The sequence below is a fragment of the Actinomycetota bacterium genome (assembly GCA_014360655.1).
Lineage (GTDB): Bacteria > Actinomycetota > Geothermincolia > Geothermincolales > RBG-13-55-18 > JACIXC01.
On sequence record JACIXC010000001.1, the window covers coordinates 360,271 to 369,036 of the forward strand.

An 8,766-nucleotide genomic window follows, 5' to 3' on the forward strand; every position below is an offset into this window, starting at 1 on the left:
TACAGGGGTGAGTTTTCATGGCCAAGGCCAAGGCGAACAAGAACAATAACCATGGCGCAAATCTTGGTTTCGAGTCCACCTTGTGGGCGGCTGCGGACAAGCTTAGAGGCAACATGGATGCAGCTGAATACAAGCACGTAGTTCTAGGCCTTATCTTCCTGAAATACATAAACGACGCCTTCGAGGAAAGGAAGCGCAAGCTGGAAGAGGAGCTCTCCAACCCCGATAGCGAGTGGTATATCGAGGATATCGAGGAGCGGGGATATGTCCTTGAGGACCGTGACGAATACGCGTCCGCAAACGTCTTCTGGGTTCCCAGACGCGCGCGTTGGGACGGCCTGCAGGCAAACGCCAAGCAGCCCGAAATCGGCAAGCTCATAGACAATGCCATGGTGGCCATCGAAAAAGAAAACCCTGTATTGAAGGGCGTGCTCCCCAAGGATTATGCAAGGCCCACCCTGGACAAGCAACGCCTGGGCGAGCTCATCGACCTCATCGGCACCATCGGCCTGGGGGATGACGAGAACAAGAGCAAGGATATTCTAGGACGGGTATACGAATACTTCTTGGGCAAGTTCGCTAGCGCCGAGGGTAAGAAGGGCGGGGAGTTCTACACCGCGAGATGTGTAGTACGTTTGCTTGTGGAGATGCTGGCCCCTTATAAGGGGAGGGTCTACGACCCCTGCTGCGGCTCGGGTGGGATGTTCGTACAGAGCGAGAGATTCATCGAGGAGCACGGCGGAAAGCTGGGCGATATTAGCATCTACGGGCAGGAGTCCAACCCCACCACCTGGAGGCTGGCCAAGATGAACCTGGCTATCCGTGGGATAGAGGCCAACCTCGGTCCGGAGCCCGCTGATAGCTTCCACCGTGACCTCCATCCCGACCTCAAGGCCGATTTCATCCTGGCCAATCCACCATTCAACATGAAGGACTGGGGTGGGGAAAGGCTCCGGGATGACAAGCGTTGGAAGTTTGGAGTGCCGCCGACCGGAAACGCTAACTTTGCATGGGTGCAGCACTTCATCCATCACCTTGCACCCAACGGTATAGCCGGTTTCGTGCTCGCCAACGGGAGCATGAGCTCCAACCAATCCGGAGAGGGCGAGATACGCAAAAACATCATCGAGGCCGACCTTGTGGACTGTATGGTGGCCTTACCGGGCCAACTCTTCTACTCCACGCAGATTCCTGTATGCCTGTGGTTCATAGCCAGGAATAAGAACAACGGCAGATTCAGGGACAGACGCGGAGAGACCCTATTTATCGATGCCCGAAAGATGGGCATGATGGTGGACCGGGTGCACCGCGAGCTGACCGACGAGGACATTAGAAAGATTGCAGATACTTACCACTCCTGGAGAGGCGACCCCGATTGCGAACAGAATTACGAGGATGTTCCGGGCTTCTGTAAGAGCGCAAGCATTGAAGAGATAAAAGAACACAATTTTATCCTCACCCCCGGACGTTACGTTGGGGCAGAGCCTACGGAGGATGACGGCGAACCCTTTGAAGAGAAGATGAAGCGGCTGGCGGCAGACTTGAGCGAACAGATGGCCGAGGCCAGGAGGTTGGACAAGGTCATCGCGTCCAACCTGCGCTACCTGGGTTTTCTCCTGGAGGAGAGATGACACCGGAAAAGTTGCTCGAGCTGGTAGAAGGCGGGGAAAGCCTAGAAGTGGAGTGCAAAGGCGAGAAGAAAAAACAGCTTTCCGATAATGAAATCGTCGAGGCAGTGGTATGCCTTGCCAACCGCTCCGGCACCGGCACAGGATGGCTCCTAGTGGGAGTCGAGGATGACGGTGAGATCACCGGGGCGCGCCCACGCCACGAAGCTGGTCACACCGACCCCTCGAGGCTCGCCGCTTTAATCGCCAATAAGACGCGGCCGTCCTTGACGGTGGAGGTGTCGCTGGTGCCCGTGGAAGATAAGGAAGTCATAGCCATCGGGATTCCGCCCTGCGGTATGCCGGTTGGCACGTCAAGCGGGCGTTACCTGCGCCGGGTGATCGGCGGCGACGGCAAACCCGCCTGCGTGCCCATGCACTTCCACGAGATGCAAGCCCATCAGGCCGACAGGGGCTTGCTCGACCATACAGGCCTGGTAGTTCCCGGGGCGCGATGGGAAGACCTGGATCCGCTGGAGTTCGAGCGTTTCCGACGCAATATCCGGGAAAGCAGAGGGCGAGGCGACGGTGCGCTTCTCGACCTATCCGACCTTGATTTGGCAAAAGCATTGGGGGCGGTAGAGATCAGCGGACGCAACAGGAGAATCCGCGTGCTCGGATTGCTTTTATTCGGCAAAGAGGAGGCCTTGACCCGACTGCTTCCGTCCCACGAAGTGGCCTTTCAGGTCATGCGTAATCGTACCGTGGAAATAAATGAATTCTACCGCTGGCCTCTTCTGCGGGTGATGGAAGAGGTGGAAGTCCGTTTCCGAGCTCGCAACCGCGAGCAGGAGTTGATGGTGGGGCTGCTTCGGGTGGGAGTGCCGGACTGTTCACCCGCCGCCTTCCGTGAGGGCTTGGCCAATGCACTCATCCACCGGGACTACACCCGGCTGGGCGCTGTGCATGTGCAGTGGCACGATGACCGCCTGGAGATATCCAACCCGGGAGGGTTTCCCGAGGGCGTTACGCTGGATAACTTGCTGGTGACACCACCCCGGCCGCGCAACCCCTTACTGGCGGACGCCTTCAAGCGCGTGGGCATGGTGGAACGCACTGCCCGGGGAATCGACACCATCTTCTTCGAGCAACTTCGCAACGGCCGCCCAGCGCCTTCCTATGCGCGCAGCGATGCGAACACCGTGATCCTCGTATTGCCCGGCGGAGAGGCGAACGTAGATTTCGTGCGCCTGGTAGTGGAGGAAGGGCAGGGCGGAAGACCGCTCCTTCTCGACGAACTTCTTCTCCTCAATGCCCTGTGGAGCAACCGCTCCATGACGACGGAACAGGCGGCCCGGCTCACCCAGAAGCCCGAAGATGAAGCCCGTGCTTTTCTCCAACGCTTGGTGGAAGCTGGGATGGTGGAGGCGCGGGGGGAGAGAAAGGGCCGGACTTGGCATCTCTCGGCGGCGACTTACCGGAGGATGGGAGAGAGCGCGGCCTACGTTCGCCAGCGCGGCTTCGAGCCGCTGCAGCAGGAGCAGCTGGTGATGCAGTACATTGACAACCACGGCCGTATCACTCGGCGAGAAGCCGCCGAATTATGCAGGATAAGTGGGCCCCAGGCATACCGTTTGCTGGATAAGCTATGGAAATCCGGCCGATTGATGAGGGAGGGTGAACGCGGAAGGGGTGTGGCTTATCGTAAAGGCACGAAATGAACGCGATAAATGCACGATTAATATATAAAAATGCACGCGTGCAATTATTTGCACGGAACGAGCATTTGCAAACCAAGGCAACCCGAGTGAAAAGATGGCCGATTGGAGAAAAGACGAGGAGGCTGGAGGTGGGCTTTAGCGAGCAAATTTCTAAAGCCCATCGCTTGGACTAGGCTATTCAGAAGAATCCTAAGGAGCTAAGCCATGGCGAATGAGTGGCCGTATGTGCCTATTTCCAAATTAGCAACAGTAATCATAGGTGGCACGCCAAGCCGCAATGTTCCAGAGTATTGGAATGGCGATGTTCCATGGGCAACGGCAAAAGAGATTGCTGGCGTTTCATGTCGGTACCTTGAAGGTGTTGCGGAGTGTATCACCCAAGAAGGTTTGGAGAACAGCGCTGCGAAAATTCTACCAAAGGGAACCATTGTTATAACTGCCCGTGGCACTGTCGGGTCAATCGCTCAACTTGGCCGAGCAATGGCATTTAATCAAACCTGCTACGCACTTCTACCCAAAGACAGCCTCGAAAACGACTTTCTATTCTATGCCATGAAAGGTACGAAAGCTGAAATACAAAGTCTGACATACGGAACTGTCTTTGAAACCATTACAACCCAAACCTTCGACCATTGGCTAATACCGCTTCCTCCGCTACCCGAGCAGCGTGCCATTGCCCATATTCTCGGGACGCTGGATGACAAGATTGAGCTGAATAGGCGGATGAATGAGACGCTTGAAGCTATAGCGCGAGCCATCTTCAAATCATGGTTTATCGACTTCGACCCCGTCCGCGCTAAAGCCGAAGGCCGCGACCCCGACCTTCCCAAACACATCGCCGACCTCTTCCCCGACTCATTTGAAAGATCAGAGCTAGGCAAAATTCCAAGCGGGTGGCGAATTAGACAAATAGGGGAAGTTGCAACCTGTGTTGGAGGATCAACACCCAGCACTAAGGAACCTTCGTACTGGGAGGATGGCAGCATACCCTTCGTCACGCCAAAGGATATGTCTCAACTTGTGGCACCTATTATTATTGGCGCAGAGCGCTTCATTACTGGGCTTGGCGCCGAGAAGATAAGTTCAGGCGTGCTCCCTTCTGGGGTAGTATTATTATCATCTCGTGCTCCCATAGGTTATATGGCAATTACAACAACACCGGTTTCTATTAATCAAGGAATCATAGCGTTAATTTGTAATGGATTGATACCAAGAAGCTATGCATTTGGATGGATTGAGGCAAATATGGAGAGGATTAAAGCGTATGCTGGCGGAACAACCTTCGCAGAGATTAGTAAGGGCAATTTCAGGAATATGCTGGCAGTCATTCCTCCAGCAGAAATCCTCTTACAGTATTCTTCAATTTTCGAAACCTGTCTTGGAGTCATCATAAACAACGAGCTGGAATGCAAGACACTAATTTCCATCAGAGATACGTTACTACCCAAACTAATGTCGGGAGAAATAAGAATCAAGGATGCCGAGAGGTTTGTTGAGCGGATAACATGAATGGGATTATTCATCCTTGGGCTCGTGGGCCATTCGACCTTATCCTCCATGCCGAGGAGCACTTTTTAAAGGGAGAGGATTTTGATAAGTGTATTGCATTGATATGTTTTGATAATTCTATAGAGATATCTATTTCTACATACCTATCGTTACATCCAATTCATCGGTGTGGTCGGTCATATAACAAGCAGGATATAGAAAGATGGCAGCATGATTATCATTCCAAACTGGATTTTTTGGATTTCGAGCTGATTAACAGGGGCTTGCCATGGACTATCGACAAGAGTCATATAATTTGGGCACATAACTGCCGGAATGAACAATACCACAGTGGGACAGGCGGCATACCGAACAGTAGGGCGTTAGATATTTGCAGGAGAGCTTCCAAATGGGTGTTTTCATTATTGTTTGATTTAGAGGATATCGATAGGTACTTAGAGATTGAGCTGCAGGGAAGGATGCCAGCCCCTGTTTATCCTCGCGACGAGGACATCGATAGGCTGATTGACCAGACATACGGCGTAATTGAAGTTGCGGGGCAGGTATACGGAGCAAGCGAATTATTGTTCGCAGTCGATCCAACAGCATATTGGGAAGTTGGGGAAGCATTACAAAGTGAGATAAATGAAGATGTGGTTGCAGGGTCGGGAGATGAAGAATGACCATCAAACTATATGAATCTGTTGTCGAGGAAGCAGCTCTCTCATGGTTCGAGGAGCTTGGATATTCCATCCTCAATGGGCCGGAGATAGCGCCTGACCAACTGTTCGCTGAACGCGATAGCTATGAAGAAGTAATCCTATCAAGGCGTCTTCGTGATGCTGTACTCCTTCTAAATCCTTCAATACCCACTGAAGCCATTGATGAGGTCATAAAGAGAGCAGTCCTCGCCTATCATCCCTCCTTAGAACGCAATAACCAGGATTTTCACAGGCTCCTTACGGACGGGGTACCCGTGGAGTATCAGGCCGATGACCGCATCGTTCATGACTATGCTAAGCTCATCGATTTTGAAAACCCCGAGAATAATGATTTCTTGGCCGTCAACCAGTTCACGGTGGTAGAGGGGGAAAACAATAGACGGCCGGATATCATTATCTTTATAAACGGTCTCCCTATCGCTGTGATCGAGCTTAAGAACCCGCTCGACCCCAATGCTGATGTCTGGTCGGCTTATAGGCAGCTTCAGACGTATAAAGCCCAGATTCCCTCCCTCTTTCATTTCAACGCGATGCTTGTAGCATCCGACGGCATGGAAGCAAGGATTGGCACCCTGACCGCAAGCGAGGAGTGGTTCCTGCCCTGGCGCACCATCGAGGGAGATGACCTGGCACCTCTTACCTCGCCTCAGCTGGAGGTCCTCATCAAGGGTGTTTTCGAAAAGAACAGGTTACTGCAGCTCATCCGTCACTTTATCGTTTTCGAGGAGCAACCCCGGGGCGGATTGGCGAAAAAGATTGCGGGATACCACCAGTTTCATGCCGTGAGGGAAGCCGTCGACGCAACCATCGAGGCATCACGACCAGAAGGTGACAGGAGATGCGGCGTAGTCTGGCATACACAGGGTTCCGGGAAAAGCCTGACCATGGTCTTTTACGCCGGGCGCATTATCCTGCATCCCGAGATGGAAAACCCCACAATCGTGGTCATCACCGATAGAAACGACCTGGATGACCAACTCTACGGGACCTTCTGCCGCTGCCGGGAATTGCTTAGACAAGACCCGGTGCAGGCAGATAGCAGGCAGCATCTCCGAGAACTGCTCAAGGTATCTTCCGGCGGAGTCATCTTCACCACCATCCAAAAGTTCATGCCCGAAGAAAAAGGTGATTTCAACCCTACCCTTTCCGAGCGCAGGAACATCGTTGTTATCGCCGACGAGGCACACAGAAGCCAGTACGACTTCATAGACGGGTTCGCGCGTCACATGAGGGATGCCCTGCCTAACGCAAGCTTCATTGGTTTTACCGGGACTCCCATAGAGCTGAGAGACAAGAACACCCGTGCTGTCTTTGGAGACTATATAAGCATCTACGACATACGGCGGGCGGTCGAGGACAAGGCCACGGTGCCTATCTACTACGAGAGCCGCCTGGCCAAACTGGAGCTCGACCCCGAAGAGCGTCCTCGCCTGGATGAGGAGTTCGAGGAGGTTACCGAGGGCGAGGAAATCGAGAAAAAGGAGAAGCTCAAGTCCAAGTGGGCGGCGCTGGAGGCGGTGGTGGGAGCGGAGAAGCGCATCAGCCTCATCGCCCGGGATATCGTGGACCATTTCGAGAAACGACTGGAGGTAATGGACGGAAAAGCCATGGTGGTATGCATGAGCCGGCGCATCTGCGTAAGTCTCTATGATGCCTTGATAAAACTCAGGCCTGAGTGGCACGATGACAACGATGGTAGGGGCTTCCTCAAGGTGGTCATGACGGGCGCGGCATCCGACCCTCCCGAATGGCAACAACATATCAGAAACAAGCAGAGACGCGAGGAGCTTGCCAACCGTTTCCGGGATGCAGGTGACCCCTTCAAGATGGTAATCGTCAGGGACATGTGGCTTACGGGCTTCGACGCTCCGAGTCTTCACACCATGTATATCGACAAGCCGATGCGCGGCCACGGTCTCATGCAGGCCATCGCTAGGGTGAACCGAGTGTTCAAGGACAAGCCCGGAGGACTGGTCGTGGACTACCTGGGCATAGCCGACCAGTTGCGCAGCGCGATGCGCGATTATACCGAGAGCGGGGGTAAAGGTGAAACCGCCTTCGACCAGGCGGAGGCGGTGGCGGTGATGAAGGAGAAATACGAGATTTGCCGGGGTCTTTTCCACGGCTTCGATTGGACGGCATGGCATACCGGCACTGCTGCCGAAAAGATGGGCCTCCTTCCCCAGGCCCAGGAATTCATCCTTGCCCAGGAAGACGGCAAGGAAAGGCTGCTGCAGGCGGTTACCGAGCTATCCAGCGCCTTCGCCCTATCCGTACCCCATGAGGAGGCTCTGCTCATCAGGGACGATGTCGGCTTTTTCCAGGCGGTAAGGTCAGTACTTGCAAGAACTAGTGCTACTGGAAAAAGGACGGAAGAACAGCTGGACCATGCCATCAAGCAGATAGTGGACAAAGCCATTGCCCCCGACGGGGTAATCGACATATTCGAGGCCGCGGGACTTCCTAAACCGGATATCTCAATCCTCTCCGAGGAGTTCCTCGAGGAAGTTAAGAACCTGCCCCAGCGCAACCTGGCCGTGGAGCTTCTACGCAAGCTCCTAAACGATGAGATAAAAGTGCGCTCCCGGAGGAACCTGGTGCAGTCCCGCTCCTTCGCCGAGCTGTTGGAGAAATCCATACGCGCCTACCAGAACCGGGCCATAGAGGCCGCGCAGGTAATCGAGGAACTCATAGAGCTGGCACGGCAGATGCGAGAAGCGGCTCGCAGGGGAGAAGACCTCGGGCTCACCGAAGAGGAGCTCGCCTTCTACGACGCGCTGGAAACCAACGACAGCGCGGTGGCGATACTCGGAGACGAGGTCCTAAAGGCGATAGCCCAGGAGCTGGTGGAGACGGTGCGCAAGAATATCACCATAGATTGGACGGTAAGAGAAAACGTGCGCGCCAAAATGAGGGTGATGATAAAGAGAATACTGCGCAAGCACGGTTACCCGCCCGACAAGCAGGAAAAGGCCACCCAGACCGTGCTTGAGCAAGCGGAACTGATTTGCGGGGACCTGGTGAGAAGCTAGAAACTATCACCATCTCGGGGTTGATAAGCTTGCGGCTAAGGACAGACCGTGTCTCATCAAACCACAGTATCTAGACTCATCTTCTACAGTTGACCCCCGATTTCGACCCATTTCGCGTGTAAAAGTCCAGGTAGATGAATTCTAGCTTGTGAAACGCGCTGAAATGTAGTGCCACGAATAGGGGGTGTAATTAGGC

The 8,766-nt window shown here is 54.0% G+C and carries 5 protein-coding genes; all 5 read left to right on the top strand.

Annotation, left to right across the window (positions count from 1 at the left end):
• The first annotated feature begins 17 nt into the window (after positions 1-17).
• The 5 genes from H5T73_01465 (at position 18) to H5T73_01485 (ending at position 8,570) form a co-directional block, all read left to right on the top strand.
• The gene (locus tag H5T73_01465; protein MBC7246432.1) at positions 18-1,631 is read left to right on the top strand and encodes an SAM-dependent DNA methyltransferase; all 1,614 of its coding nucleotides are present in this window, start codon (positions 18-20) and stop codon (positions 1,629-1,631) included.
• Positions 1,628-3,328, top strand: coding sequence for a putative DNA binding domain-containing protein (locus tag H5T73_01470; protein MBC7246433.1), 1,701 nt, complete (start codon positions 1,628-1,630; stop codon positions 3,326-3,328). The genes H5T73_01465 and H5T73_01470 overlap by 4 nt, the downstream gene beginning before the upstream one ends.
• A gap of 204 nt (positions 3,329-3,532) precedes the next feature.
• Positions 3,533-4,837: a restriction endonuclease subunit S gene (locus H5T73_01475; GenBank protein MBC7246434.1), complete on the top strand. Its 1,305-nt coding sequence runs from the start codon at positions 3,533-3,535 to the stop codon at positions 4,835-4,837.
• Positions 4,834-5,499 carry a hypothetical protein gene (locus H5T73_01480; GenBank protein MBC7246435.1) on the top strand — a complete coding sequence of 222 codons (666 nt, stop codon included), beginning with the start codon at positions 4,834-4,836 and terminating at the stop codon, positions 5,497-5,499. Before H5T73_01475 ends, H5T73_01480 begins: the two co-directional genes overlap by 4 nt.
• Positions 5,496-8,570, top strand: a complete 3,075-nt coding sequence (locus H5T73_01485; protein MBC7246436.1) for a type I restriction endonuclease subunit R — start codon at positions 5,496-5,498, stop codon at positions 8,568-8,570. Before H5T73_01480 ends, H5T73_01485 begins: the two co-directional genes overlap by 4 nt.
• Positions 8,571-8,766 lie beyond the last annotated feature (196 nt).